Genomic DNA, 25610 nt, shown 5'->3' with positions numbered 1-25610 from the left:
GCAAGGAGAAATTTCATGGAAGATTACGACGTACTTGTAGGAGCCCTGTCCACAGGGCTCTGGGTGACCGTCAAGATCACATTGGGCGCGGCTGCGCTCGCCATCCCGTTGGCATTGCTCGCGGGGCTGGGCCGCCTGTCCACGTTGCGCACCGTACGCTGGACGGCGATGACGTACGTGGAAGTGTTCCGCGGGACGTCGGCCTTGGTGCAGTTGTTCTGGTTCTATTTCGTGCTGCCGCTCTTCGGTGTGCAGTTGCCGGCGATGCTCGTAGGCATCGTGGTGCTGGGCTTGAACGCCGGGGCTTATGGTGCCGAAGTGGTGCGGGGTGCGATCGCGGGCGTAGCGCCGGGTCAGCGTGAAGCGGCGGTGGCGTTGAACATGACGCGCACGCAAACCATTCGCCGCATCATTCTGCCGCAGGCGTTTCCGGCGATGTTGCCGCCCGCCGGCAATCTGCTGATCGAATTGTTGAAGAACACCGCACTGGTGTCGCTCATCACCATCACCGATCTCACATTCCGCGCCCAGTTGCTGCGCAGCGATACGTTGCGCACCACCGATATTTTCATTCTGGTGCTGCTGATGTATTTCGCGCTCGCACTGGTCATCACTGCGGGGATCCGCCTGCTCGAAAGGAGGTTCAAAGTCCGATGACACCGATTTTTGACTGGTCCTTCGCCTTCAGCATCCTGCCCACCCTGGGCGAGGCGCTCATCATCACGATACAGGCCACCGTGCTCGGGATGGCGCTCGCCGTCACCCTGGGACTCGCGTTGGCGCTGCTGCGCCGCTCGAAGCTGTTCATCGTGTCTGCACCTGCGGCGGTGTTCATTGAATTCGTTCGCAGTACGCCGCTGCTGGTGCAGATCTACTTTCTGTTCTACGTCTTGCCCGTCACCGGCGTGCAGATGTCGCCCCTGGTCACCGGTATCGTGGCACTCGGCATTCACTACGCCGCCTATTGCGCGGAGGTGTACCGCGCCGGTATCGAAGCGGTGCCGCGCGGCCAGATCGAAGCGTCGACGGCCCTTAACCTGTCGCCGTTTCGCACGGCCGTCGGCGTGGTGTTGCCGCAGGCCATCCCGCCGGTGGTGCCCGCCTTGGGCAACTATCTGGTTGCGATGTTCAAGGACACGCCGCTTCTGTCGGCCATCACCGTGGTCGAACTCTTGCAGCAAAGCAAGATGATCGGCTCGGCCACCTTCCGTTATACCGAACCCCTGACGCTCGTCGGCATCATGTTCCTCCTGCTCAGCCTCGCTGCTGCATGGGGCGTGCGCCGACTCGAGCACCGACTTGCCCGCTACGGAGGAAAACGATGAGCGCCAGCATCGAAATCAAGAATCTGCACAAACGCTACGGCGAATTGCATGTGTTGCGCGGTATCAATCTCGAGATCGCGAAAGATCAGACCGTGGCGATCATCGGCCCGTCGGGGTCGGGAAAATCCAGCTTGTTGCGCATGCTGATGACGCTGGATCAGCCCACCGAAGGCGAGATCCTGATCGATGGCGAGTCGATGTGGAAGGATGCCAACGGCAACACGATGGCGCCCAACTCGGCACATGTGCGCCGCATCCGCGGCAAGATCGGGATGGTGTTTCAGCACTTCAATCTGTTTCCGCATCGCACGGCGCTCGGCAATGTGATCGAGGCGCCCATGCATGTGCTGGGCTTGTCGCGCGACGAGGCCACCAAGCGGGGCAAGGAGTATCTGGATCTCGTGGGGCTGGGCGACAAATTCGACGCGTATCCGGCGCAGCTCTCGGGCGGTCAGAAGCAGCGCGTAGGCATCGCGCGCGCGCTGGCCATGCGGCCCGAGATCATGCTGTTCGATGAGGTGACATCCGCACTCGATCCCGAGTTGGTGGGCGGAATCCTGCAGATCATGCAGGATCTTTCGGCCAAGCGCGAGATGACCATGATCATGGTCACCCATCAGATGAAGTTCGCCGAGCGGGCGTGCGACCGCACGCTGTTTTTCGATCAGGGCAATGTGGTCGAGGATGCCGATTCGGTATCGCTCTTCAAGAACCCGCAGGAGCCGCGCACCCAGCAGTTCCTGCAGGCCGTGATCGAAGCGGAATGATCAGCCGCGGCCGGTGCTGCCGAAGCCGCCCGCGCCGCGAGAAGAATCGCCGAATTCATCGACGATGTCGAACGTGACCTGCATCACCGGCACGATCACCAGCTGAGCCATGCGCTCCATCGGTTCCAGCGTAAACGCCTGTGCGCCGCGGTTCCACACCGACACCATCAATTGTCCCTGGTAGTCGGAATCGATCAGTCCCACCAGATTGCCCAGCACGATGCCGTGCTTATGGCCCAGGCCCGAGCGCGGCAGGATCATGGCGGCATACGCGGGGTCGTCCACGTGGATCGCCAGGCCGGTCGGCACCAGATGCGTGGCACCCGGTTCGATCACGAGCGCCGCATCCAGGCAGGCGCGCAGATCGAGGCCGGCAGAACCGGGCGTGGCATAGGCGGGCAAACAATCGCGCATGCGCGCGTCGATAATTTTTAAAGCTACGGATTTCATCGGATCACAGCGTAATGGCAGCGCGACACGACGCGTGGCGGCCAGACGGCCGGCACGCGTTACGACGGCCGCCGTGAGGGCGGGGCGGAAGCCCGGTTGGAAACAGTGGTGAGCGGCGGCAAGACCGCGACAGGCCGGTCTGCTTCGCGCCGCAAGCTGCGCGCGCCACGCAGCACCATGCCGCCGAACACAAAGAGGAAGATCGCGGGGATGAACTCCTGCGGGCCACGCACGCCGTTCTCGAACGCTTCGATGGCATGGCGGGCACCCGCGATGAAGATCCCGATGGCGACAAGCGTGAGCAGCGTGCCGAAGAGCCGCTTGCCGGCTCGACCAGCGAGCGTGATGGATTCGGTATTGGATGTATCGGGCACCCGCAGCGCGTCTTGTTTGGCACTCGCGACATCGGCTGCCGATCGCAGCATGGCGGGCTTGGCCGCATCCGCCTGCGCGTCGCGTTGCGAACTGGAACGCGGCGGGGGCGGCACGGCCACCGGCGATGGCGCCGGGAAACCGTCAGTCAGTGGCGTCTGATCCGGACGTGAAGACGACCAGGAAGGGGAGACGGCAGGCGCGGGCTTGGACATGCCACCGTAAACGCGGCCCGGCTCGCCGGCTGCACCGCTGGTCAACCCTTCAACGTAGCGTGCGAAATCGCCGTCGCGCGGTCCCATGTCGATCGCCATCGTCCTTACCCCTTATTGTGTGTACCAGCCCCTCAGGATACCGGACGATCGCGGCGGGCAGTGCGGGTAGGGCGGCGTTTACGCACCATCATGATCAATAAGCCCACGCCAATCACCACTGACGCGATTGTGCCGACCACCAGACCGATCTGCTGTGCGTTCTCGGCGGTGCCCAGGCTGCGTGCGGTGATATAGCCCGGTGCGAGCATGATCGGCACCCACAATACGGCCGACAGGATGTTTGCCACCTGGAACGACATCATATTCATGCGCATGATGCCGGCCACGGTGGGAATCGTGGCGCGGATCGGGCCCAGGAAGCGGCCCATCAGCACCGAGGCAAAGCCATACTTGTAGAAAAACAGTCGTGCGCGCGCAACAGCGCTGCGATGTCGATTGAGCGGCCAGCGGCGCATGATGCTGGGGCCGAGCCACCGGCCGACGATGTACGACACTGCGTCGCCGAGGATGGCACCGGCGATGCCCCAGATCAAAACGGGCACCAAAGGCAGCGTGCCGCTCCCCACAAGCCCGCCAATCAACAGCAACAAGGCCGTTGCGGGAATGAGAAGGCCAACGATCAGCAGCGATTCGCCGAATGTGAGCGCCGCGATGACGGGCCCTGCCCAAAATTGGTTGGTTTCAATGAACTGTCCAACCGTATCGATGATCTGATCCATTCGCTGCGTCGTTTAGGGCAATCATGTATCTTAACGCGGCTGCCGACTTTCGCGTTTCATTCGTACGGACGAGTTGGTCGCGCAAGCTCTCAAAAGGATATCAAGCGTTTCATGGATTCCATTACACAAGCCGTCCTGGGCGCGGGCATTCAAGCCTCACTGCTTGGCCGCCAGCAAGGCCGGCGCGCGCTGCTCTACGGCGCCGTGCTGGGCACATTGCCGGATCTGGACGTGCTCGCCTCCTATCCCGACCCCGTGTCGACGATGACGTTTCATCGCGGGTACTCGCACTCCATCTTCGTGCTGACCGCGCTGGCGCTGCTCATGGCCTGGCTGATCCGAAAAAGGTGGCCCGACGCGCCCTATAGCGGCTGGCGCCTGGCGTTGACGTTGACGCTGGTGCTGGTCACGCACCCGATACTGGATTCGTTTACGTCTTACGGCACCCAATTGTTCTGGCCGATGATGCGCACGCCCGAGAGCTGGTCGAGCATCTTCATCATCGATCCGATCTACACGATCCCCTTGATCGCGGCGGTGTTGTGGGGGGCGGCCTCGGGCTACGCCGGCAATGCACTGCGGTTTCAGTGGTGGATGCTGGGGCTGAGCACCGCGTATCTGGTGGGCACCCTGGGGTTGAAGCAGGTAGCCGAAAACCGTGTGTTGGCCACGTTGCGGCAAGATGGCGTGCAAATCGCCGGCGTGTTTTCGTCGCCCATGCCGCTCAATGCGTTGCTGTGGCGCGTGGTGGTGAAGACGGAGAGCGGCGGATACGTCGAGGCGGTCACCAGCGTTTTCGACCGCAAGCCGCCCGAGTACGTCCGCCAGAATCTGCGTCTCGATCTGGTGGCCCCGCTGCGCGAGGATGCGCTCCACGACCGGTTGACGTGGTTTACCGACGACTGGCTGCGTTATGACGCCATCGGGCGCTCGCTCGTCGTGACCGATCTGCGAATGGGCATGCCGGGGTATTACACGTTCCGGTTCGTGATGGCCGAGCGCAATACGCAAGGCGTGTTTACGCCGATCACGCCCAAGCGCTGGCCGAGCGACCGTGGATCGGGCGAGCAGTTGCGCGCCATTCTGAAACGGATCTTCGTGCAGACACCGCCTTTGCCGCTCAACGAATGGGCCAAGCGAAATACGGTGCCGGTTGCGCAATAGAGGCGCTATTTCTGGGCGTCCCTCACCGCGATCGCGCGGGTGATGAACGATGACAACAGTCGGCTAGCCCGCCGCTCGGCAAGACAATAAATGAAAGTATGGGTATGCACGGGATCGCCCTCGATGCGTACTGGGCGAAACCGACGATCCGGAATGAACTCGGCTTCCGATACGGCGCCCAGGCCCAATCCGCGGGCGACGGCCTCGCGCAGTGCCTCACGGCTGCCGATCTCCATGACGACGCGCGGCTTGACCTGAGCGTTTGCAAGTACCTCTTCCAATGCGGCGCGCGTGGTGGATCCCGCCTCGCGCACGAGCAACGGCGCGTCGTGCAGGGCCGATAAGGGCACCGTGTCGCAGGCTGCCAGCGGGTGCGAGACCGGGGCAAACAGAATCACGGCATGGCTGGCGTAATGCTCGGCACTGAAGCCAGGGGTATCGTGCACGCCCGCAAGGACGGCGATGTCGGTGGCATAGTTTTCGAGATCCGCGAGCACTTCCGCAGAGTTGCCGATCCGAATCGAGATGTTCACGCCCGGATAATGTCGATGGTAAGCCTCCACCATTTCGATTACGTGAAACGGGCCCACGGCCCCGATGCGCAGGACACCTGTATTCAATTTTCCTGCATCGTGCAGCAGGTTGAATGCGTCGAGTTCGAGCGCACCGATCTGCTGGGCCACGGGCAACAGGGAAAGACCGACTTGCGTCAGTTGTGCGCCACGCCCACGGCGATGAAAGAGTTCGACATCGTGTTGTCGCTCCAGCGCCTGGATCTGCGTGGTGATGGTGGGTTGCGCCAAGCCAAGCGCGCGGGCGCCAGCACTGAAACTGCCGTGCCGTGCGACGGCGAGAAAGGCGCGGAATCGAGCGATCGACATATAGATTGTTGCTATGGTTGGCTAATGAAACCGATGCTAAATGAATAATATGATCGACATGTGACATCCGTAATCTGCATGGCATTCCCCACCTCTTTTGAATGGATGCCAGCCATGAAGTCACTTCGTTCCGCGTTGCACCGTCGTACCCTGATCGCGGCGGGTATTTGCCTGTCGGCGTTATCGATCTTCAGCGGCGCGACGGCGCAGGCTGCTGAAGAAACGCTCACCATCGGATTGATTCCCGCCGAAGACTCGCAGGCGATGATCGAGGCGAGCAAGCAGGTCATCGAGCAATTGCAGCAGCAGACGGGCATGAAGGTCAAACCGTTCGTCGCGACCGACTACAACGGCATTATCGAAGCGCTGCGCGCCAAGAAACTGGACGTGGCCTACCTGGGACCCTTCTCCTATGTGCTTGCTGCATCGGTGGCAAACGTGGAGGCGTTTTCCGTGGCGGTCACGAAAAAGACAGGCCAAAGCGCCTACCGCAGTTTGATCGTGGTGCGCGCCGATAGTGGCTTGAACACGGTCGATGACCTGAAGAGTCGCACCTTCGCCTTCGTCGATCCGAGTTCGGCATCGGGCCACCTGTTTCCCAAAGCGGGACTGGAGCAGGCGGGATACAACCCGGACAAGCTTTTTTCTCGCGTTGTTTTCTCCGGCTCGCACGATGCCAGCCTGCTGGCCGTGGCCAATAAAAAGGTCGATGCCGCTGCCGTGGCCGACCGCATTTATGCCAGTGCCATCGCGAAGGGCCAACTGCGCCAGGATGACCTGCGGGTGGTGTGGACATCGAAGGATATCCCCGAATCGCCAATGGTGTGGCGCAAGGACCTCGATCCCGCCGTCAAGGCAAAGGTGGCCAAGGCGCTGGCCAATATCAAGGACGTGCCTTGGGGTGACCAGGGCATGCTCAATGGCTTTCAACCGACGACGGACGCGGCTTACGACGTGGTGCGAGATACGGCCAAGGTGCTCAAGCTCAACCTGGGGACCATGAAATGATCCGCCTGCGCGGCGTGACCAAACGGTATGGCACCAACCAAGTCTTGCGAGGTGTGGACCTCGATGCCGAACCCGGTGAGTTCCTTGTCGTGCTCGGGCAGTCCGGCGCTGGAAAATCGACGCTGTTGCGATGCATGAATCGTCTGGCATGCGCCGATGAAGGTGAAATCCAGGTAGCCGGCATCGACGCGGCAGTCGATCGGGACACCCGTGCGCTGCGGCGGCAAGTTGCCATGATCTTTCAGCATCATGACGTGGTGCCGCGATTGTCGGTCGTCCGAAACGTGTTGACGGGCCGATTGGGCGTAGTCCCTGTGTGGAGCTCGATCCTGCAGTTGTTCACCCGCGCGGATGTGGCCTTGGCCCATGCGTGCCTGGCGCGCGTGGGATTGACGCAGAAGGCGCAGGCGCGAACCGATTCGTTATCCGGAGGACAGCGTCAGCGTGTGGGTATCGCGCGCGCGCTCGCCCAGACCCCACGCGTGATTCTGGCCGACGAACCCGTCGCCAGCCTCGACCCCAAGACCGCACGCCTGGTGATGCGTTATCTGCACGACGCCACGCGTGAGTTGGGGATAACGGTGGTGTGCAATCTGCACCAGGTCGATTACGCCCGGGAGTTCGCCGATCGTATCGTGGGATTGGCTCATGGCCGTGTCGTCTACGACGGTGCGCCCGATGCCCTTCGGGAGGACGACCTGGCGCGCATCTATCCAGATATCGAGCCCGGCAATGAGGCGGTGCCTACCGACGAGGCGGTCGGCAGGCATGGCGCCATCGGCTGCAGCGCCGAGTCTTTCCAACCTACCCACAAGGTCGCCTGATCATGAATGACTCGAAATACCTCTGGGTGGCACCCCTGCCGTCGACCCTGAAAGGCTGGAGCCTGACGGCGATCCTGGTCGCGGTGGCGGTTGCGGCATTGAACTGGAGCGCACAGGGTGCGCAATTGAGTGCGGCCGAACTTGCCGCCGGTGTGCCGCAAATCGCTGACTTCCTCAGCCGTACGGTTCCCCCCGATCTCAGCATCCTGCCTGCATTAATGGCGCCCGCCATCGAAACGATCCAAATCGCCATCTGGGGCACGTTGCTCGGCATCGTCGGCGCCGTTCCGGTGTCGTTTCTGGCAGCGCGAAATCTGAACGTCAATCCCTGGCTGTATCGCGCGACGAGGCAGTCGCTCAATGTGATCCGCAGCATCAACGAACTCATTCTGGCACTTGTCTTCGTGGCGGCTGTCGGGCTGGGGCCCTTTCCGGGGGTGCTGGCCCTCGCGTTGCACGGGGTCGGGATGTTGGGGAAATTCTTTGCTGAAAGCATCGAGGAAATCGATGAAGGGCCGCTGGAAGCCTTGCGGGCAACGGGCGCGCGACCCTTGCAGGTGATCGCTTTCGGCGTCTTGCCGCAAGTCATCACGGCTTGGATTGCAGTGATTTTGTATCGCTTCGAGGTCAATCTGCGCTCGGCCACGGTGCTGGGCATGGTGGGCGCCGGCGGGCTGGGGTTTGAACTTGTCAGCAGCCTGAAACTCTTCAAGTATCAGGAGACGGCCACCTGCATCATCGTCATTACGGTCATGGTGATTGCCGCAGACATGATCTCAAATCGATTGCGCGCGGCGATCCGCAGCAACGGGCGCGGCTAGCGTCGTACATCGTCGGCCGCAGGTTTCACACGTGCGCGCGGCCACTACCTTATTCAATGACTCGAGATTCAAATGTGGCAATTTCATAATCCCGTCGCGATCGACGCGGGTGAGGGCGCGTTGGCCCACCTGCCCGCCAGGCTGGGCAACCGGCGTGCAATTCTGATTACCTTTCCAGAGGCGCGCCGGCTTGGGCTGTGTGAGCGGATTCAGAACCTGCTCGGAGCAAAACTCGTGGCGATCGAGACGGATGTGCAGCCTAATCCGGACGTGTCGTGGCTGGCGCCGCTTTATGAGCGCCTTTGGCGGGAACATCCCGACGTAGAGTGCATCGTGGCCGTGGGTGGCGGCAGTGTGATCGACTGTGCAAAAGCCATGCTGACCGGCACGCCATCGGGAACATTCGACGAGTTGCTGGCTTGCCTGGCCGGCGACGCCGCGATGACCCGTCCGCCCCGTCGCCTGCGGACGTTGATCGCGCTGCCCACGACAGCGGGCACGGGAAGCGAGGTGACGCCCTGGGCCACCATCTGGGATCAGCGCAACGGTCGCAAGTACTCGCTGCACCTGCCGTGGACCTGGCCCGAAGCGGCTCTGATCGATCCCGCGTTGATGCTCAGCCTGCCCGCGAGCGTGACACTTGCCAGCGGTCTGGACGCGCTTTCTCATGCGCTCGAATCGCTGTGGAATGTAAATCGCAATCCGGTTTCTGCCAGTCTTGCTGTTTCGGCCGCCAGAAAGGTGTTGGCGACGTTGCCGCAACTGATGCGGGATCTCGATAACCGCGCGCGGCGTTCGGACATCGCCGAGGCGGCCATCCTGGCGGGCATGGCATTCTCAAATACCAAAACAGCTCTGGCGCATTCGTTGTCATACGGTCTGACGTTGGAGCACGGCGTGGTCCACGGCATTGCGTGTTCGTTCAGTTTGCCCCGCGTCATGCGCATGGCGTTCGGTGTAGACCGCGAACTCGACGCATTATTGCTCACCATATTCGACAGCCACGATGCCGATCAGGCGATCTCGGTGTTGACGGCCTTTCTGGAAGATCTTGGTGTGAGCACTGATCCCGAATCGTACGGGATGGCGGCAGACCAGTGGCAAGACCAGGTGAATGCCGCGCTGAAGGGGCCCCGGGGCCGCAATTTCGTAGGTATGCATCCGGCGTTGCCCTGACCGGCCACCTTTTACAGACGGTCAATCGCTAATTCTCAAGGGATAGATATGAACCAAGATTCAGGTACACAACACAGCATGGTGTCGCCGGGCACCGGCGACACACGATCGAGCGCCCGAATCGATGCCGTTATCTTTGACTGGGCCGGGACACTGGTGGATTTCGGATCGTTGGCGCCGACGCAGATCTTTGTGGACGCGTTTGCCAGCTTCGGCATCGACATCACATTGGCTCAGGCGCGCGGCCCGATGGGCTTGTCCAAGCGCGACCACATTCGAACCCTGTTGGCAGAACCTGCCATTCGAACGCAGTGGATCGAGCGATTCGGCCATCCGGCGTCGAGCGAAGATATCGATGCAGTGTATCGACGCTTTATGCCGATGCAGATCGAAAAGGTTGCCGAATATTCTCAACCCATTTCGGGCGCGGTGCAGATACTGCAAGGCTTGCGCGAGCGCGGCATCAAGATCGGTTCATGTTCGGGCTATCCGCGTCAAGTGCTGGATGTGCTGTTGCCCAGCGCGGCGGCTTCCGGGATCGAACCCGATTGCGTCGTCGCCGGGGATGAGCTTGCCGCAGGCGGCAGGCCAGGTCCGTATATGGCGCTGGCCAATGTGCTGGCGCTTGGCGCGAGCGATGTACGGCAATGCATCAAGGTCGACGATACCGTGCCAGGTATTCACGAGGGTGTTCGTGCCGGAATGTGGTGCGTGGGGATTACGCTGTCGGGTAATGAGGTGGGCTACTCGCAGGCAGAGCTTGCGTTGGCCGAGTCCGCCGAGATCGATGCACGCGTGCTGCACGCGAGTGAGCGCTTGACTCAGGCCGGCGCGCATTTTGTGATCGGCACCGTGGCCGAGTTGCCCGCCGTCATTCAGGAGATCGAGCAGCGTCTGAGGCGTGGCGAGCAGCCCTGAAACGGAGCAGGGCGGCGCTGAGTGGCCAATGGATGGCGCCCGGCCTCCATCCACGCCAATGGGCCAACATCAACGATCAGGGGGAGGGCCCTTGCGGCCGGCAATGGCATCGAAGAACGACGCGATCAGCCGGCTTTCCCTACGCTCGCGCAGGCAACACACGTGAATATGCGTGGAGACGACATCGCCTTCGATGCGCACTGGGCGCAAGCGAGGATCGGGCACATACTCAGACTGTGAAACGGTTCCCACCCCCAGGCCTCTTGCGACCGCCTCGCGCAATGCTTCGCGACTACCGATCTCCATCGCAACATTTGCATGCAGGTCTTGCGTGCTCAGCGCGTCTTCCAGCGCTTTGCGCGTCGTGGAACCGGATTCTCGCATCAGCATGGGCTGCGACGACAACTCCGCCAGCGAAATGCTGCCGCGACGCGCGAACGGGTGATCGATCTGCACGAAGGCAATCACCGGATACCGCGCGTAGGGCTGCATGTAGTAGCGGTCTTCCGGATGGGGACTGGCCACCACCCCGACGTCGCACACGTACTTATCCAACTCGTCGAGCACCACTTCAGAGTTGCCAAGCCTGACCGACAAGTTGATCTTTGGGTACACCGCGTGATATGCCTCGATCATCTCGGTGACATGGTAAGGGCCGACGGCGCCGACCTTCAGCGCACCCCGCCGCAGTGCACCGCTATCGTCGAGCATCAGCCGCATGTCGGCCTCCAGCGACACCATTCTGCGCGCGAGCGGCAGCATCTCCGCGCCCAATGCGGAGAGTTCGACACGCCGTCCGCGCCGATGGAACAGTTCCGCACCATGCTCGCGTTCGATCATCTGGATTTGCGAGTTGAGCGTGGTGTGGCTCATGCCCAACGCGCGAGCTGCCGCCGTGAATCCACCGTGCTGGGCCACCATGATGAAAGCGCGAATCTGAGTGAGTGTCACGGCAGGGGCGGCGAGAATTGACGGTTGCAGGAAGGGGCGATATTGGCCCCCGAACGTTACGCGGTTGCGACGCCCATGGCAGGGTCGCTGATGCCGTCCTTGCCGGTCTCCAGCCGGCCGGCAAATCGGCGCTCGAAAGCGTCGCCCATCGTCACCGTGAAGTCGTACCAGTCATCGGTTGCCTCCAACGACCAGCGTGGGTCGATCTGCATGCCGGGATCCACGGTGTAGCGCCAGGGGCCGTCGGCACGATAGGCATTGGCCTGTACGCTTAACGCTGCCGGCACACGGCCCATGTTCATGATCGTGAGCGAAATGCTGCGGGCGGCAGTGTCATAGCAGACGCGAACTTCGGGGTTCGGGCCAGCGGCCAACGCATTGATATCGCCTTTGAACCGGCGGTGGTAACCGTTCGGGCCCAGCACCCAGAGGCTGTAGCGGCCGGCATTGTCGACCGTCGCCTGCCAGGCATCCGAAATCATTTTTCCGGCTTCTACGGTATAGCGGCGCGGATACCGCGACAGGTTCAGTTCGTCGTAGACGTGGAACACCGTCCCTTGCGAGCCTGTATTGCTGAAGGTCAACCAGACTTCGCCCATGCCGATATCGACATTGGCGCTGGTATGCAGACGGTAGGGCAACGCGCGCGACGGGCGGCGCAGCAGCGCCTGCGTGGGCAACGGTACCGTGCCCACATCCGGTACGGGCACGCTGCCGGCCCCGACCTGCTGGACCAACGTGGCGTCGGCCTCCGCGCGCGTCGGTGCGGCGCTGAGCAGCGGCTTTGCCGTGTTGGGATCCTTGAAGTTGAAGCACGACATCATGTCGCCGAACACTGCGCGGCGCCAGGGGCTGATGTTGGGCTCGGCGATGCCGAACCGTTGTTCCAGAAAACGCAGTACCGAGGTGTGATCGAATTGCTGCGAGTTCACCCATCCCCCGACACTCCACGGCGAGATGACAAGCGTGGGCAGCCGCGGGCCGGCGCCGAACGGTCGGCCGTCTGGTGTCACTTTGCGGGAATCCCCCGGTGGTGCAGGCATCGTGTAGTACTCGTTGGTCACGTCGACAGTGGATTTGCCCATCAGCACACCGTCTTCTGTGCGCCACGGGGGCGCAGGCGGAGGCATGTGGTCGAAGAAGCAGTCGTTCTCGTCGTAGTTCACGATGAGCACGGTCTTGCTCCAGATGTCGGGACGCGCGGTCAGCATGTCCAGCAGGGTCTGCAGGTACCAGGCGCCTTGCGCCGGTACCGACATGCTGGGATGTTCGCTGTAGGGGCCCGGCGCCACGATCCAGCTGACCTGCGGCAGCGTGCCGGCTGCGATGTCGTCGGCGATCGCCTGCAGATAGCCGCCGTCCGGCATCGTGTTGCCGAATCCCTTGTAGAGCGGCGATGCCGCCTCGAGCGACGAGGTGTGCGGGGCATTGGGGGAGCCCACCGCAGCGAGCTTTTCATTGACGGCGCGATAGGATGCAAACGCCACCAACTGGTTGTTGTTGCTGTTGTTGCCGGGTCGGCTGTAGACCTTCCAGCGCACGCCGGCGGCCTCGAGTCGTTCGGGATAGGTCGTCCAGTCGAGACCATCCTGCGACGGACCGAGCCCGCCCCAGTTGGAGTTCGTGACGCAGGCATGCCCGCTCACATTGGCGCCGTTGGTGCCGCTCCAGAGAAACATCCGATTGGTGAACGTACCGGTGTTGATGCACGTGTGATACGCGTCGCACACCGTGAACGCATTGGCCAGCGAGAAGTGAAACGAAAGGTCATTCTGCTGCAGATAGCCCATCGCGACCTTGGTGTTCTTCGCACGTGGCCAGGCCGCCATGCGACCGCCGTCCCAAGCGGCCTGCTGATCGTTCCAATCGTGTGCACCGCCGACGCGAAGCGCATTGCCCTTGGTGGCATCGAGATAATACGGCTGCACCGTGCCCGCGCTGCCCTGCTGAATCCAAACCGACTGGCCCGATGCCATCGGAATGGTGAACCGATCGCTGTATCCGCGCACGCCCGGCATGGTGCCGTAGTAGTGATCGAAGGATCGATTTTCCTGCATCAGGATGATGACGTGCTCGACGTCGTTTATCGTGCCGGTGGCGTTATTGGCCGGGATCGCGAGTGCGCGCTGGATGGCCGGTGGAAACGGGCCGAGTGCAGCCGTCGCGGCTGCTACTCGAAGGAAATTTCGGCGATTCATTTTGCTCATGATGATCGATTCAGTTAGGTCGGCAAGGGATGATCGAAGGCGCTGCCACAGCGCGCCTATCGTTCATGGCGCGCAATCGAGCGTGGAGTTCAAGACTCGGTCCGGTTCGACCGCCGTGCCCGATTCGCCGCATGTGCCGGTGGCCGGCGCCGCAACGATGGGAATCTGGGATGCTGAAATTCCATCCGAGGTGGGCGACGTTGCCGTTTCCGGTAGCGCTACAGGCGGTGCGGGGGCGCTGCTTGCCGGCTCGGTGGCGGCTGGTCCCGCATCGGCGACCGTTGCGTCATCGTCGTCGCCGCCGCAACCGGCGAGCGATACGCATGCCATCGTGACGGTGAGCACGGCCCGCCATGCGCTACGACGCATGGCATTTCCCAGGGTGGTGTGTGAAAGCATGGAGATCATGGTGGCTTTCCTTACGGTGCCGAGAGCGTCGACAATGGCTTGTTCGAGAGGAAAATCGACTGCAATTCTCCGTCGGTCAGCACACGATTCCACATCGCAAGATCGCCGAATATTTGGCGATAGGGTGGGGCGGTAGCGCACTGGCCGACCGTATAGGGCGGCGTTACCGTTCCATTGCACTTGTTCATGAGGTAGGCGCCGGTACCATCGTCCCCAATGCCCCATTGCGGATACGGCGAGAGCTTCGACAGGTCCACACTTCCGGTGGATTTGGCCGTGGCAACCCGGTTCGTCACCCCAGTCACCGAATCGAACACATACATGTTCATCGTCTTGGCCAGACCATCGACCGAGAACGCGATATACACCCAGCGGTCAACAGTGATTTGGGTGTACGGGCCAGTGGGGCCGTCGGCGCGGGCACCGCCCGAACCGATATTGAAGGCAATGCCGCATTGATTGCCCGAACTGGAGAACATGCCGATGGCGACACCTGCATTGCCGCCGCTGACATAGTTCTTGTTCGACAGCACGGTCACGTTGCTACGCGATACACATTCTGGTGCCTTGAACCAGAACCCAAACGTGAACTGTGGTGCCGTACCTTTCGAAATATCACGTCCCTCAGCGGGCACCATTCTGTAGCCTTCCAAACCGCTCGCAGTCACGAAATTTGTATCGACCAGCAGACCATGGCTGCCTGAGAACGGCCCGGGAACCACGGCGCCGGCTGAGAGTGGCAGGTCGGGCGACGCCGGTCCCATGGTGCTGTTGGCTTGAGTGTCTACAGGGGGAAGTGTGGCGCTGAACGGGTAATAGGAAACGAGTCCATTGATCAACGTGGCGGCCAGGGGGACGGGCGGCACATAGGAGACCGGGGGGCTCACAATGCCTCGCGACGCCGCAGCTTCACCAGTGCGGGCGGTTACCGTGTAGGCAAACCGGTATGTACCTTTCGCCGCAAGGTCGTTGGTAAGCTGATTATCCGTAAAGGAGGTGGTTCCTGCCGGCAAAGCAGATGCAACGAGACGACCGTCACGCCAAACGTCGATCGTGGCGTCATTCGGTGCGACCCAATTCAATGCGACGGTGACGGACGACGAGTTGTTGTCGGACACGGTCGCGGTCAGTTGCCCGACCGGTAGCGGGCCAATGAGCTGGCCGCCGTCGAAGGCATATTGCGCAGCGTCGGGCAACGCGCTCAAGTGTGCCAACACTGTGGGTGCGATATCGGCAATGCTGGCATAGCGATACAGATCGGCCAATGCTGTCGGCACGGCTGCGCCAACACCAATTCCGCCGTCGTTGAACGTTCGATTCGATCCAATGAACGTGGTCGACTGCGGCGTCAACGGCAGGCCATCGTCTTGACTGTTGCCGCTAAGCCCATGGTTACCGGTAACGACGACCAGCCACGCGCTATTTGGACGCTTGTCGGTGGCGGCAAGCAAAATGCCGACAGCCTTGTCCAGACCGATCAACGTGTTCGCGTATTGCGGCGAGCCAATGCCGTAATCCAGGGCCGCGTCTTTGGCAGCGCGATACTGCGCCACCACCGTGCGGTAGTCGCTGCCGATCATTTGCAATGCGCCGTTCGTCACACAGTCCGTGGTGGCGGCCTGCGACGAGCAGTCGGTCATTGCGTCTAAAAAGCCAGCTTCGCGATCCGAGGCCAGGAGTTGGGCAAAGCCATTGGAGGCGACGGCAACGCCACTCACGCCGATGTTCCTCGCCTTGGCCGTCTCAAAGATCGTCGCGCCACGTAGCGCCTGCGTTTGCGCATTCGAAAGCACGCCGTGCCGGTTGGCCCACGTGCCCGTCAGCAGGGTGGCCCAACCTGGCATATCGAGCGTAGGCTGCTGGCTCGGTGTGCCGCTGACGCCACCGGTATAAGCCGGTGCGACGCGCAGTCGCGCCAGATTCGGCAAAGTGCCGTTGGCGACGCCGCTTTGCACCGCGGCATACGTGGCGCTGTCCATGTCGATGATCAGCGCGTGCTGGCTGGGCGGTCCAGTGGGGGTATCGGGAGTCTCAGGCATGTCAGGCCCTTCAGGCGTGCCGGGTGTCTCGGGCGAGGGCGGCGTCTCCGGGGTGCCGGGCGTAGGCGAAGGAGTGGACGGGTTGTCCGGCGTGGCAGGCGACCCCGGCACAGTCGGCACTGTCGGCGTGGGGGCGCTGTCGTTCGTATCGTCATCGTCGCCGCCGCAAGCCGTCAGCGCGACGGATAGCGTTGCGATCGCCATCGCGCGCAGCCATGTTGGCACGGCACCGCCAAAGTATGCGCGGGTCTGGGCGAGGGGAACCAACCGCTCTAATTTCATTTTCGACTGCCTAGTGAGGAGGAGTAGTCGAATTTGAGCCGAGCGCCGTGACACCGTGGCGACGATTTCCTAGGAGTTTGTCCGCGCTGCTGCCGAGTTTTTCGTCACTTGATGTGGCTTTTGATCGGGGGGAAGGGTAAGCAGCGCCGGTTGCCTGGCTGCTCACCGATGAGCGCGCACATCAGATCGCGTCTTGAAAACTGAAGGCGCGCGCGCGTCGCTGCAAAGGGCATGCGATGCATATCGGCATGGTGCAGCGAAGTTTGCGTACAGGTCTTTGCGCCGCGGATGAATAATGCGTCCGCGAGCCGGACGGCTACGCCTTGCGCGGTGCCCGGCTGGCAATCTCGGCGATCAACCGGCGTGCGGCATCCAGCTTGGGTGCCGGAGGCAGGGGATGCACACCTTGCTCGTCAAACAGCACCAATTCGGTCGTGTCGGCATCCATCACCTGATGGGCGAGGTTGCCCACCAGCAATGAAATGCCTTTGCGACGGCGCTTGGCTTCGGCGTGTTCGGCCAGCTTCTCGGTTTCGGCCGCAAAGCCCACACACCACGGACCGTTCGTCAGCGCGGCCACTTCGGCCAGGATGTCGGGATTGGGTGCGAAATTCATGATGGGCGCGCCGCCGCCTTCGCTCGTTTTCTTGAGCTTCTGCGTGCTGATATTGGTCACGCGCCAGTCGGCCACGGCCGCTACGGCAATGAAGATATCGGCGTGGCGCACATTGGCCATCACGGCATCATGCATCTGGGAGGCCGTCATCACGTTGATGGCCTGCACGCCACGGGGGATCGCCAAGGCGGTGGCACCGGTAATCAGCGTGACCTGGGCACCGGCTTCACGCGCGGCCCGCGCCAGCGCGTAACCGGTCTTGCCGGACGACCGATTGCTCAGCACCCGCACCGGATCGACCGGCTCGGATGTGGGGCCGGCAGTGAGCAGCACATGCTTGCCGGCCAGCACTTTCGGCTGGAATGAAGCAATCAGGTCGGTCAGAATTTCGTGCGGCTCGAGCATGCGCCCGTTGCCGGTCTCGCCGCACGCCTGATCGCCGGCAGCTGGGCCCAGCACAGCGATGCCATCGTCGCGCAACTGCGCCACGTTGCGCTGCGTAGCGGGGTTGTCCCACATTTCCTTGTTCATGGCCGGCACCACCAGCAACGGACAGGCGCGCGCCAGGCACAGGGTCGACAACAGGTCATCGGCCATGCCGTGCACCAGCTTGGCCATGAAATCGGCGCTGGCCGGCGCGATCAATACCGCATCGGCACCGCGCGTAAGATCGATGTGCGCCATGTTGTTGGGAATGCGCGCATCCCAGGCATCCATGAATACCGGGCGGCCGGACAGCGCCTGCATGGTGACCGGCGTGATGAAATGCGTCGCGGCCTCGGTCATGACGACGTCGACCGTGGCGCCCTGTTCCGTAAGACGGCGCACCAGCTCGGCGATCTTGTAGCAGGCGATGCCGCCGGTCAGGCCAAGAACGATACGTTTTTTAGCGAGATCTAGCATGGGGCCAACGTTGAAAGGCTCGATCGAGCATTATGCATCAGGGAGGCCGGCGATCAGTCCGAACGCGGTTTTCGCGCCCGGAGCAGTTCGTCGACCACGAGCAAGATGGCGCCGCCAGTGATCGCCATGTCGGCGATATTGAACGCCGGGTAATACCAGTCACGCCAGTAGAACAGCAGAAAGTCGACCACATGGCCGTAGACCATGCGGTCGATCACATTGCCCAGCGCGCCGCCCATGATGAGCGTGAGCGCCAGCGCGAAGCGCCGCTGCCCCGGATTGCGGTACAGCAGCACCGCGATCACGATCGACGCAATCACCCCCAGGCCGGTGAAGAACCAGCGCTGCCAGCCTTCTTCTGACGCCAGGAAGCTAAAGGCCGCGCCGCGGTTGAACAGCAGCGTGAAGTCGAAGAACGGCAGGATGTTGACGCGCTCGCCAAACTGGAACTGGGTGTTGAAGTAGATCTTCGTCACCTGATCGATCGCGATAATCGCGACGGCGATCAGTATCCAGCGTACGAAGGCCGCACCGCCCGGTCGCGCGTCGACCGGGGTGGGCTGCGTATCCGCGCGCGTCATGCCATGTGCCGGGTTTCACCGGTACCGAACAGATTGCTCACACAGCGGCCGCAGATATCGGGATGTGCGGTGTCCGCGCCCACATCGGCGCGCCAATGCCAGCAGCGATCGCATTTGCGATGGGCCGACGGCGTGATGTCGATCCGGGGTTCGGCGTCGTCGGAGGCGTGGACAGTCGCGCGGGACACGATCAGTACGAAACGCAGATCGTCACCCAGGCTCTGGAGATCGGCCAGGGCGTCGCCGCTAGCGTACACGTCGACTTCCGCTTGCAGCGACGAGCCGATGCCACCAGCGGTACGCACATCTTCGAGTTTGCGGGTAACGTCGGCACGCAGCGCACGCAGGCGCGACCATTTGGCGTCCAACACTTCGGACTGCGCACCCAGGTCGGGCAGCGTTTCAAACGTCTCGGTAAAGATCGTTTTCACGCCACCGGCATCTTGCCGCGCCGAGTCGGGCAACAACCCCCACGACTCTTCTGCCGTGAACGACAGAATCGGAGCCATCAATTTGATGAACGTGCGCGAGATCGCCAGCAGGGCGGTTTGCGCACTGCGACGCGCCACACTACCCGGCGCGGAGGTATACAAGCGGTCTTTCAGGATGTCGAGATAGAACGCACCCAGGTCTTCCGAGCAGAACATCTGCAAGCGCGAAACTGCCGGATGGAAGTCGTAGCGTTCATACAGCGCCTGCACATCGGCCTGCATGCGCGCAGTCATCACGAGCGCATAGCGATCGATTTCGAGCATTTCCGCCACAGGCACGGCCTGCGTGGATGCATCGAAATCGGCCACGTTGGCCAGGAGGAATCGCAAGGTGTTGCGAATGCGGCGATAGCCTTCCACCACGCGCTTCAGGATTTCGTCCGAGATCGACAACTCACCCGAGTAATCGGTGGAGGCGACCCACAGACGCAGGATCTCAGCGCCCAACGAGTCTGAGATTTTTTGCGGACCGATCACGTTGCCCACCGACTTGCTCATCTTGCGGCCTTGACCATCGACCACAAAACCGTGCGTGAGCAACGCCTTGTAGGGGGGACGGTCGTACAGCATGCAGCCGGTGAGCAGCGACGAGTGGAACCAGCCGCGATGCTGATCCGACCCTTCCAGATACAGATCGGCAGGCCAGCCCAGATTGCGGCCATGGGAGCCCAGGCGCGCCGCCGTCTTGGCGTCGGCATCGCGTGCGCCGCCCAGCACGGTGGCGTGCGTGGTGCCCGAGTCGAACCACACATCCAGCGTATCGCGGTTTTTCTCGTATTGGTCGGCCTCGTCGCCCAGCAGATCGCGCGGCTCGATGCTTTGCCAGGCTTCGATGCCGGCTTGTTCCACGCGTTGGGCCACCTGTTCGAGCAATTCGGGCGTGCGAGGATGTAATGCGCCCGTTTCCTTATGCACGAAGAAGGCCATCGGCACGCCCCATTGTCGCTGACGCGACAAGGTCCAATCAGGGCGGTTGGCGATCATCGAATGCAGACGCGCGCGGCCCCAGCCGGGATAAAAGGCGGTGGCGTCGATGCCGGCCAGCGCTTTCTCGCGCAGCGTGGCGCCGCCGTCAGCGGGCGTTACGTCCATGCCGGCAAACCATTGGCTGGTGGCGCGGTAGATGACCGGCGTTTTATGACGCCAGCAATGCATGTAGCTGTGCTTGTGCTTCTCGACATGCATCAAGGTGCCGGCGGCGGTCAGCGCTTCGACGACCTTGGGATTGGCATCCCAGATCGACAGGCCGCCGAAGAGCGGCAGGCTTTCGACGTAGCGGCCATCACCCATCACGGGATTGATGATGTCGGCATCTTTCAGACCGTGAGCCTTGCAGGACACAAAGTCTTCGATACCGTAGGCGGGCGCGGAGTGCACGATGCCGGTACCGGCATCCAGCGTGACGTAGTCGCCCAGGTAGATCGGCGAGGTGCGATCGAAGCCGGCATCGGCTTGCGCCAACGGATGGCGGAAACGGATCTCCGACAGCGCTTCGCCCTTGCACGTGGCGATCACTTCACCGGTCAGCCCCCAATGTTCGAGACAGGGCGCGACGCGCTCGGCGGCCAGCAACAGCAATGGTCCCGTGGCCGGTGCCGGGGTGACACGCACCAGCGCGTACTCGAATTCGGGGTGGATATTGAGCGCCTGGTTGGACGGAATGGTCCAGGGCGTGGTGGTCCAGATGACGACGGCACCGTCGTCGATATCGGCTAGACCCATGGCGCGGGCCAGGGCCGGCTTGTCGGCAAAGGGGAAGGCCACGTCGACGGCGGGATCGACGCGGTCGGCATATTCCACTTCGGCCTCGGCCAGGGCCGAACCGCAGTCGAAACACCAGTTGACGGGCTTCAGACCGCGAAATACATAGCCTTTTTCGAAGATACGGCCCAACGCGCGGATTTCGTCCGCTTCGTTGGTGAAGTTCATCGTGAGATAAGGATGGTCCCAATCGCCCAGCACGCCCAGGCGCTTGAAATCCTTTTTCTGGCGATCGATCTGCTCCAGCGCATAGGCGCGCGCCTTGGACTGCACTTCTGCCACGGGCAGGTGCTTGCCATATTTCTTTTCGATCTGGATCTCGATCGGCATGCCGTGGCAATCCCAGCCGGGCACATAATGCGCGTCATAGCCCGCCATATTGCGGCTTTTGACGATGATGTCCTTCAGGATCTTATTGACCGCATGGCCGATGTGAATGTCGCCGTTGGCGTAGGGCGGCCCGTCGTGCAACACGAACGTGGGACGGCCTTTGCTGGCTTCACGGATGGCTGCGTAAATTCGATTTTCTTCCCATTGCGCAATCCATGCGGGTTCGCGTTTCGCGAGATCGCCTCGCATCGGAAACGGGGTGTCGGGAAGATTGAGAGTTTTTTTATAGTCCATGAACGGCAAAATAAGCGCGTGCCTGGCTCGCATCATCGGCGATGGCGGTGGTCAGGGTGGCGAGATCCGAGAATTTTTCTTCATCCCGCAGCTTGTGCAGGAATTCGACCCGAACGAGTTTACCGTATGCGTCTACCGTCGCATCCAGCAAAAACGCCTCAAGCAGGACACGTCCGTCATCCTCAACGGTTGGACGTACCCCCAAACTGGCCACGGCGGGCAGGGGTTGAGGCCCCAAGCCGCTCACCTTGACCACATAAATGCCTGAGCGTGCCGCGCAACGCGGGGCCACGCGCAGGTTCATCGTGGGATAGCCCAGCGTGCGGCCAAGCTTCTGACCGTGAATCACGTGGCCACTGACGGCGAAATCATGCCCCAGCAGCGACTTGGCGCCTTCGAGGTCGCCCACGGCCAAGGCTGTGCGCACTTCCGAACTGGATATGCGACGCCCATCGGTGTCGGTGATGTCCGACAGGGTATGCACCTCGAAGCCATGGCGGGCACCCGCCTCACGCAAGGTGTCGATGTCGCCGGTACGTTTGTGGCCGAAGCGGAAGTCTTCGCCCACCAGCAGCAGCTTGGTGTTGAGCCCGTCCACCAGTAACGTTTCGATGAAGGCTTGAGGAGAGAGGTTGGCCAGACGCGCGTCGAAACGCTGCAGGATGACCCGTTCAACGCCCTGGTCGGTCAGCCCGGCAAGTTTGTCGCGCAAGCCCGATACATGGGTGGGCGCCAATTCGGGACGGCGCTGCTGCAAGGCGAAGTATTCGCGCGGGTGCGGCACGAACGTCATCACCGTGGTGGCCAGTCCGCGCGATTGCGCGGCCGCCCGCAGGTGCGCCAGCATGGCCTGATGGCCCCGGTGCACCCCATCGAAGTTGCCAATGGTGAGCGCGCAGGGCGGCCTGTCGGAGGGAGGAGGGAGGTCGCGGTAAATACGAAGCATCGGTTTCACGCGCAAGAGTTTACAATTTTGCCTTGCATCAAACGTAGGATTTCAATTTTGTCTGCAACTTCGTCATCGCCGCGCCGCTTCGTCATCCTGATTTCGGGGCGGGGCAGCAACATGCAACGCGTGGCCCAGGCTTGCCGCGAAGAGGGCTGGCCGGCCACGATCGCCGCCGTCATCGCCAGCCGTCTTGACGCGCCGGGGCTGGATTGGGCGCGGTCGCAAGGTATTCCCACGTCGGCGCTCGATCATCGGCAGTTCGCCAGCCGCGACGCGTTCGACGCTGCGCTGGCGCAGGAAGTGGACCGTTATCAGCCCGATTATGTGTTGCTTGCAGGCTTCATGCGCGTGCTCACGCCCGCTTTCGTCCAGCGGTATGCCGGGCGCATGATCAACATTCATCCGTCGTTGTTGCCGGCTTTTCCTGGTTTGCACACCCACGCGCAGGCGATTGCCACAGGGGTGCGCGCCCATGGCTGCACCGTGCATTTCGTCACGCCGGTGCTCGACCACGGACCGATCATTGCCCAAGGCTGTGTGCCGGTGCTGGATGGCGATACCCCCGAGGTGCTCGCCAATCGGGTGCTCGATGTCGAGCACCGGGTGTTCCCGACTGCGGCGCGCTGGTTGGCAGAGGGCCGCGTCACCACGGGCACCGATGGGCGTGTCGAGGTTGCCGGCGTTACCGATCGATTGTTTTTATGGGCGCCCGAAGTGGCGACCCCAGTACTTTCAAATTAATCCCTCGCGTGCTGCGCGAGGATGACAGGCATGGCCTGTTCTTTTTTATCGGATTCTTATGAGCAAACCCTCCCAGCCCCGGTCGCGTTCCAGCGGCAGCCGCGACAAGCGGTCCGCACCCCGATCGTCCGAGGGCGGTCGGGCTCGCCCGGCGGCGTCGCCGCACTCCCGCACGGGTTTGGTGAGCGAAGCCGATTCGCGCTTCATCAGTTCGCTCAAGCCTGTCGTCGAGAAACCCAAGCCCGCCGTCGCGATCGCCGCCACGCGTTTGACGCAAGTCCAGCAAGTCCTGGGTGAAATCCTGCAGTGGTCGGGCCCCGCTGATGTCGTGCTGTCCCGGTGGATGCGTGAGCACCGCGAACTCGGGTTGCGTGACCGGTCGGAAATCGCAGAAGCCACGTTCGATGTGTTGCGCCATTTGCGGCTTTACCAGCACCTGGCCGAGTCGGGCTCGGGCCCGGCATCGCGTCGCCTGGCCTTGCTCGGTTTGAACGCCACGCAGGATCACAACATTCTGTACGACAGCGTGTCGCAGGAAGACGCGAGCTGGTTGCGTCGCGTGTCCAAGGCCACGATCGACAACCTGCCGCGCGCGGTGCGCATGAGCGTGCCGGATTGGCTCGATCAGCGATTGTCCGCGTTGGACAATGCCGACGCGCTGATTGCGTCATTCAATCAGCCGGCTTCGCTGGATATTCGCGTCAACCCGCTCAAGGCGCAGCGCGAAAATGTACTGGCGGGTTTGGTGCACGGCCCGGCAGCGCGCTTTTCGCCGAAGGCCACGCCGTTGTCGCCCTGGGGGATCCGCCTTGAGGGTCGGCCGGCGGTCAATCGTTGGCCGCAGTTTGAAGCCGGCACGATTGAAGTGCAGGACGAGGGCAGCCAATTGCTCGCGTTGTTGGTGGCGCCCAAGCGTGGCGAGATGATCATCGACTTCTGCGCCGGTGCGGGCGGCAAGACACTGCTGTTGGGCGCGTTGATGCGCTCCACGGGTCGCTTGTACGCATTCGATGTGTCGGCCAAACGCCTGGCACGTGCCAAGCCGCGTTTTGCACGGAGCGGATTGTCCAATGTGGTGCCGGTCGTGATCGACAGCGAAAACGATGCGCGCGTCAAACGCCTGGCGGGCAAGGCGCAGCGGGTACTCGTTGACGCACCTTGCAGCGGCACAGGCACGTTGCGCCGCAACCCCGACCTCAAGTGGCGCCAGCACCCCGATTCGCTCGCCGAACTCTGCGACCTGCAATTGCGCATTCTGTCGAGCGCATCGCGGTGTGTCGCGCCGGGTGGGCGCCTGGTGTATGCCACGTGCAGCGTGCTGGCCGAGGAAAACGAGGCACAGGCCGAAGCCTTTCTCGCGTCACACCCGGATTTCGTACAGGTGGATGCCGCCGAACTGATCAACAGCCGTTGCGAAGGAGCCGGGCTCAAAGGTCCGTACATGCAGTTGCGTCCGGATGTTCACGGCACCGATGGTTTCTTCGGCGCCGTGTTCGAGCGTCGCAAAACGGCGGATTTGCCCGAGGCGGCAGCCTCCGTGGCGCTGCCTCTAGCAGACGAAGAGTCGGCGTAACGCGAAAGGCCTGCGTGTCATGCGCGGCTATTTTGCCGCGCCACGCTTAGCGGCCCGTGAGCGTTTGCCGGCCGTTGAGCTTCATGGGCGCACGCCTTGCGTGCTGGTAACGAACTTCCCAAGCATAGGTGTCATCGCCTGCTGCGGCGCCGGCCCTGTAAAGCACCGTAGTAGTGCCAGTCGGGATGCGCCCGCACTTTCCTCCGGCGTCGTGCGGGGCTTGCCCTCCCTGCACGATCAATTCGCCCAGCATGGGCCGCTGTGTGATCACCACGACCGGTCGGGCCACGCCCTGGCACACACCGGGCCAGATCTCGAAGTAGGTGCCCAACACCACTTCCTGCCCCGGGCGTAATGCAGGAGAGGCGGCGAATGCTGCCGTGGGGCAGGTCGCGTATAGCAGGGCCGCAACGGCGCCGAGCGCCACGACCGTGCGCGGCACGCCGAGTAGAGACCGCGCCGGCCTGCGCGTCCTGGTGCGAGGCGCGTCATTAATCGACATGGGGATTGCCGGGTGATGGGAACGCGATGCGGGCAACGTTGCAAAACGGGGACAGCGCAAACACGACGCTATTCCTGACAAAAATGGTGCGGTATGAGATACTACCGGGTAAGTTGCTGGACATTGATGGCAAGTTAACGGTTTTTAAGAACGTTTTGCGAGTTTAGCTATCGCGCCGATGTGTATTTCCATCGGGCAAGTAAAGCTATTCGGTGTATGGTAACAATACGGGCGCAGCCACCCCTCGGAAATCAGGTTAGTCCTTGATTTATCACAAGAACT

The 25610-nt window shown here is 62.3% G+C and carries 24 protein-coding genes; 11 read left to right on the top strand and 13 right to left on the bottom strand.

Features of this window, described 5'->3' with window-relative positions:
- Positions 1-15: 15 nt before the first annotated feature.
- From ehuC to ehuA, 3 genes are read left to right on the top strand one after another with little or no spacing between them, the layout of a single operon-like run.
- Positions 16-657: an ectoine/hydroxyectoine ABC transporter permease subunit EhuC gene (gene ehuC, locus EYW45_RS02425; RefSeq protein WP_161133787.1), complete on the top strand. Its 642-nt coding sequence runs from the start codon at positions 16-18 to the stop codon at positions 655-657.
- Positions 654-1325 carry an ectoine/hydroxyectoine ABC transporter permease subunit EhuD gene (gene ehuD / locus EYW45_RS02420; RefSeq protein ID WP_161133786.1) on the top strand — a complete coding sequence of 224 codons (672 nt, stop codon included), beginning with the start codon at positions 654-656 and terminating at the stop codon, positions 1323-1325. The genes ehuC and ehuD overlap by 4 nt, the downstream gene beginning before the upstream one ends.
- On the top strand, positions 1322-2092 hold the full coding sequence (ehuA, locus tag EYW45_RS02415) for an ectoine/hydroxyectoine ABC transporter ATP-binding protein EhuA (protein ID WP_161133785.1): 771 nt from the start codon (positions 1322-1324) through the stop codon (positions 2090-2092). The genes ehuD and ehuA overlap by 4 nt, the downstream gene beginning before the upstream one ends.
- Here the strand turns inward: ehuA and dut are convergent, their stop codons facing one another.
- Genes dut through EYW45_RS02400 form a run of 3 tightly spaced genes read right to left on the bottom strand, consistent with a single transcriptional unit; the run spans position 2093 to position 3908 of the window.
- Positions 2093-2542, bottom strand: coding sequence for a dUTP diphosphatase (dut, locus tag EYW45_RS02410; protein WP_161133784.1), 450 nt, complete (start codon positions 2540-2542; stop codon positions 2093-2095). It lies immediately after the preceding gene.
- A gap of 59 nt (positions 2543-2601) precedes the next feature.
- A complete protein-coding gene (locus EYW45_RS02405) occupies positions 2602-3228 on the bottom strand; it encodes a hypothetical protein (protein WP_161133783.1) in 627 nt (208 codons plus the stop codon).
- A gap of 32 nt (positions 3229-3260) precedes the next feature.
- The gene (locus EYW45_RS02400) at positions 3261-3908 is read right to left on the bottom strand and encodes a DedA family protein (RefSeq protein ID WP_161133782.1); all 648 of its coding nucleotides are present in this window, start codon (positions 3906-3908) and stop codon (positions 3261-3263) included.
- Positions 3909-4019: 111 nt separating this feature from the next.
- Here EYW45_RS02400 and EYW45_RS02395 point away from each other — a divergent pair, with 111 nt between their 5' ends.
- The gene (locus EYW45_RS02395; RefSeq protein WP_161133781.1) at positions 4020-5072 is read left to right on the top strand and encodes a metal-dependent hydrolase; all 1053 of its coding nucleotides are present in this window, start codon (positions 4020-4022) and stop codon (positions 5070-5072) included.
- Between the two features lie 5 nt (positions 5073-5077).
- Here EYW45_RS02395 and EYW45_RS02390 read toward each other — a convergent pair whose 3' ends face one another.
- Entirely contained in the window at positions 5078-5953 is an 876-nt protein-coding gene (locus EYW45_RS02390) for a LysR substrate-binding domain-containing protein (protein WP_161133780.1), read from the bottom strand.
- Between the two features lie 114 nt (positions 5954-6067).
- On the opposite strand from EYW45_RS02390, the gene phnD reads away from it, so the two are divergent.
- The 5 genes from phnD to phnX all read left to right on the top strand — a co-directional run bounded on the left by phnD (position 6068) and on the right by phnX (position 10700).
- On the top strand, positions 6068-6961 hold the full coding sequence (gene phnD / locus EYW45_RS02385; RefSeq protein WP_161133779.1) for a phosphonate ABC transporter substrate-binding protein: 894 nt from the start codon (positions 6068-6070) through the stop codon (positions 6959-6961).
- Complete coding sequence (gene phnC, locus EYW45_RS02380; RefSeq protein WP_161133778.1) at positions 6958-7785, top strand: phosphonate ABC transporter ATP-binding protein; 828 nt, start codon at positions 6958-6960, stop codon at positions 7783-7785. The genes phnD and phnC overlap by 4 nt, the downstream gene beginning before the upstream one ends.
- A gap of 2 nt (positions 7786-7787) precedes the next feature.
- Complete coding sequence (gene phnE / locus EYW45_RS02375) at positions 7788-8606, top strand: phosphonate ABC transporter, permease protein PhnE (protein ID WP_161133777.1); 819 nt, start codon at positions 7788-7790, stop codon at positions 8604-8606.
- Positions 8607-8678: 72 nt separating this feature from the next.
- Positions 8679-9782 carry an iron-containing alcohol dehydrogenase PsrA gene (psrA, locus tag EYW45_RS02370; RefSeq protein ID WP_161133776.1) on the top strand — a complete coding sequence of 368 codons (1104 nt, stop codon included), beginning with the start codon at positions 8679-8681 and terminating at the stop codon, positions 9780-9782.
- A gap of 78 nt (positions 9783-9860) precedes the next feature.
- Positions 9861-10700, top strand: a complete 840-nt coding sequence (phnX, locus tag EYW45_RS02365; protein WP_161133915.1) for a phosphonoacetaldehyde hydrolase — start codon at positions 9861-9863, stop codon at positions 10698-10700.
- 69 nt (positions 10701-10769) lie between these two features.
- On the opposite strand, the gene EYW45_RS02360 is transcribed toward phnX, so the two are convergent.
- From EYW45_RS02360 to EYW45_RS02325, 8 genes are all read right to left on the bottom strand, one after another.
- Positions 10770-11651: a LysR substrate-binding domain-containing protein gene (locus tag EYW45_RS02360; RefSeq protein ID WP_161133775.1), complete on the bottom strand. Its 882-nt coding sequence runs from the start codon at positions 11649-11651 to the stop codon at positions 10770-10772.
- 56 nt (positions 11652-11707) lie between these two features.
- Positions 11708-13858, bottom strand: a complete 2151-nt coding sequence (locus EYW45_RS02355; protein ID WP_161133774.1) for a phosphocholine-specific phospholipase C — start codon at positions 13856-13858, stop codon at positions 11708-11710.
- Positions 13859-13921: 63 nt separating this feature from the next.
- Positions 13922-14266: a hypothetical protein gene (locus EYW45_RS02350; RefSeq protein WP_161133773.1), complete on the bottom strand. Its 345-nt coding sequence runs from the start codon at positions 14264-14266 to the stop codon at positions 13922-13924.
- Between the two features lie 11 nt (positions 14267-14277).
- Positions 14278-16530 (bottom strand): alkaline phosphatase family protein, encoded by a 2253-nt coding sequence (locus EYW45_RS02345; protein WP_161133772.1) that lies wholly within the window; start codon positions 16528-16530, stop codon positions 14278-14280.
- Positions 16531-16903: 373 nt separating this feature from the next.
- Positions 16904-18106 carry a bifunctional phosphopantothenoylcysteine decarboxylase/phosphopantothenate--cysteine ligase CoaBC gene (coaBC, locus tag EYW45_RS02340; protein WP_161133771.1) on the bottom strand — a complete coding sequence of 401 codons (1203 nt, stop codon included), beginning with the start codon at positions 18104-18106 and terminating at the stop codon, positions 16904-16906.
- 53 nt (positions 18107-18159) lie between these two features.
- Positions 18160-18687 carry a signal peptidase II gene (gene lspA, locus EYW45_RS02335; protein ID WP_161133770.1) on the bottom strand — a complete coding sequence of 176 codons (528 nt, stop codon included), beginning with the start codon at positions 18685-18687 and terminating at the stop codon, positions 18160-18162.
- A complete protein-coding gene (gene ileS, locus EYW45_RS02330; RefSeq protein WP_161133769.1) occupies positions 18684-21563 on the bottom strand; it encodes an isoleucine--tRNA ligase in 2880 nt (959 codons plus the stop codon). The genes lspA and ileS overlap by 4 nt, the downstream gene beginning before the upstream one ends.
- Positions 21553-22518, bottom strand: coding sequence for a bifunctional riboflavin kinase/FAD synthetase (locus EYW45_RS02325; RefSeq protein ID WP_161133768.1), 966 nt, complete (start codon positions 22516-22518; stop codon positions 21553-21555). Before EYW45_RS02325 ends, ileS begins: the two co-directional genes overlap by 11 nt.
- Positions 22519-22566: 48 nt before the next feature.
- Here EYW45_RS02325 and purN point away from each other — a divergent pair, with 48 nt between their 5' ends.
- Together purN and EYW45_RS02315 are read left to right on the top strand one after the other, a co-directional pair.
- Positions 22567-23253 carry a phosphoribosylglycinamide formyltransferase gene (purN, locus tag EYW45_RS02320; RefSeq protein ID WP_161133767.1) on the top strand — a complete coding sequence of 229 codons (687 nt, stop codon included), beginning with the start codon at positions 22567-22569 and terminating at the stop codon, positions 23251-23253.
- A 58-nt stretch (positions 23254-23311) separates the two neighbouring features.
- A complete protein-coding gene (locus tag EYW45_RS02315; protein WP_161133766.1) occupies positions 23312-24826 on the top strand; it encodes an RsmB/NOP family class I SAM-dependent RNA methyltransferase in 1515 nt (504 codons plus the stop codon).
- A gap of 46 nt (positions 24827-24872) precedes the next feature.
- On the opposite strand, the gene EYW45_RS02310 is transcribed toward EYW45_RS02315, so the two are convergent.
- Positions 24873-25268, bottom strand: coding sequence for a hypothetical protein (locus tag EYW45_RS02310; protein WP_161133765.1), 396 nt, complete (start codon positions 25266-25268; stop codon positions 24873-24875).
- Between the last annotated feature and the right edge of the window lie 342 nt (positions 25269-25610).

Source organism: Schauerella aestuarii (genome assembly GCF_009866805.1).
GTDB lineage: Bacteria > Pseudomonadota > Gammaproteobacteria > Burkholderiales > Burkholderiaceae_B > Schauerella > Schauerella aestuarii.
This window is presented reverse-complemented; position numbering and strand designations above follow the sequence as displayed.

Bases quoted from the DNA above. Each gene is read 5' to 3' on its own strand.
- EYW45_RS02315 (WP_161133766.1), top strand. From the start codon at position 23,312: ATGAGCAAACCCTCCCAGCCCCGGTCGCGTTCCAGCGGCAGCCGCGAC.
- EYW45_RS02395 (WP_161133781.1), top strand. From the start codon at position 4,020: ATGGATTCCATTACACAAGCCGTCCTGGGCGCGGGCATTCAAGCCTCA.
- phnX (WP_161133915.1), top strand. From the start codon at position 9,861: ATGGTGTCGCCGGGCACCGGCGACACACGATCGAGCGCCCGAATCGAT.
- EYW45_RS02405 (WP_161133783.1), bottom strand. From the start codon at position 3,228: ATGGCGATCGACATGGGACCGCGCGACGGCGATTTCGCACGCTACGTT.
- phnE (WP_161133777.1), top strand. From the start codon at position 7,788: ATGAATGACTCGAAATACCTCTGGGTGGCACCCCTGCCGTCGACCCTG.
- phnD (WP_161133779.1), top strand. From the start codon at position 6,068: ATGAAGTCACTTCGTTCCGCGTTGCACCGTCGTACCCTGATCGCGGCG.
- psrA (WP_161133776.1), top strand. From the start codon at position 8,679: ATGTGGCAATTTCATAATCCCGTCGCGATCGACGCGGGTGAGGGCGCG.
- ehuA (WP_161133785.1), top strand. From the start codon at position 1,322: ATGAGCGCCAGCATCGAAATCAAGAATCTGCACAAACGCTACGGCGAA.
- EYW45_RS02390 (WP_161133780.1), bottom strand. From the start codon at position 5,953: ATGTCGATCGCTCGATTCCGCGCCTTTCTCGCCGTCGCACGGCACGGC.
- lspA (WP_161133770.1), bottom strand. From the start codon at position 18,687: ATGACGCGCGCGGATACGCAGCCCACCCCGGTCGACGCGCGACCGGGC.
- EYW45_RS02355 (WP_161133774.1), bottom strand. From the start codon at position 13,858: ATGAGCAAAATGAATCGCCGAAATTTCCTTCGAGTAGCAGCCGCGACG.
- EYW45_RS02400 (WP_161133782.1), bottom strand. From the start codon at position 3,908: ATGGATCAGATCATCGATACGGTTGGACAGTTCATTGAAACCAACCAA.
- EYW45_RS02350 (WP_161133773.1), bottom strand. From the start codon at position 14,266: ATGATCTCCATGCTTTCACACACCACCCTGGGAAATGCCATGCGTCGT.
- phnC (WP_161133778.1), top strand. From the start codon at position 6,958: ATGATCCGCCTGCGCGGCGTGACCAAACGGTATGGCACCAACCAAGTC.
- ehuD (WP_161133786.1), top strand. From the start codon at position 654: ATGACACCGATTTTTGACTGGTCCTTCGCCTTCAGCATCCTGCCCACC.
- dut (WP_161133784.1), bottom strand. From the start codon at position 2,542: ATGAAATCCGTAGCTTTAAAAATTATCGACGCGCGCATGCGCGATTGT.
- ileS (WP_161133769.1), bottom strand. From the start codon at position 21,563: ATGGACTATAAAAAAACTCTCAATCTTCCCGACACCCCGTTTCCGATG.
- coaBC (WP_161133771.1), bottom strand. From the start codon at position 18,106: ATGCTAGATCTCGCTAAAAAACGTATCGTTCTTGGCCTGACCGGCGGC.
- ehuC (WP_161133787.1), top strand. From the start codon at position 16: ATGGAAGATTACGACGTACTTGTAGGAGCCCTGTCCACAGGGCTCTGG.